The sequence below is a fragment of the Methylobacterium nigriterrae genome, assembly GCF_037106235.1.
Taxonomy (GTDB): Bacteria; Pseudomonadota; Alphaproteobacteria; order Rhizobiales; family Beijerinckiaceae; genus Methylobacterium; species Methylobacterium nigriterrae.
This window is the reverse complement of record NZ_JBAWTG010000950.1, coordinates 1-264: the sequence shown is the minus strand read 5'-3', so window position 1 is coordinate 264 and position 264 is coordinate 1. Positions and strand designations below refer to the sequence as shown.

1 pseudogene is annotated in these 264 nt (G+C 72.0%); it reads left to right on the top strand.

The window, feature by feature from the left end:
• Nucleotides 1-154 (top strand): annotated as a pseudogene (locus WDW90_RS39815) (uracil-DNA glycosylase); the annotation flags it as partial.
• Between the last annotated feature and the right edge of the window lie 110 nt (nucleotides 155-264).

Below are 264 nucleotides of genomic sequence, written 5' to 3'. Positions count from 1 at the left end.
GCGGGGCCGCTTCTATCCCTACAGGCTGGAGAACCGGGAGGTGCGCGCGCTGGCGACCCTGCACCCGGCCTACCTCCTGCGCCCGCCCGTGCAGAAGCGCCTCGCCTGGCGCGACTTCCGGCTGCTGCGCCAGGCCCTCGACGGGACCGCCTGAATCGGTCTAGGCGCTGGCGCAAGCGGACCCGTTGCGGCGCCGGGGCCATTAGACAGGCGCCGGCGGCGGCGTTCAATGAGTGGTGGCGGACATGCGCTGGGAAGACTTTC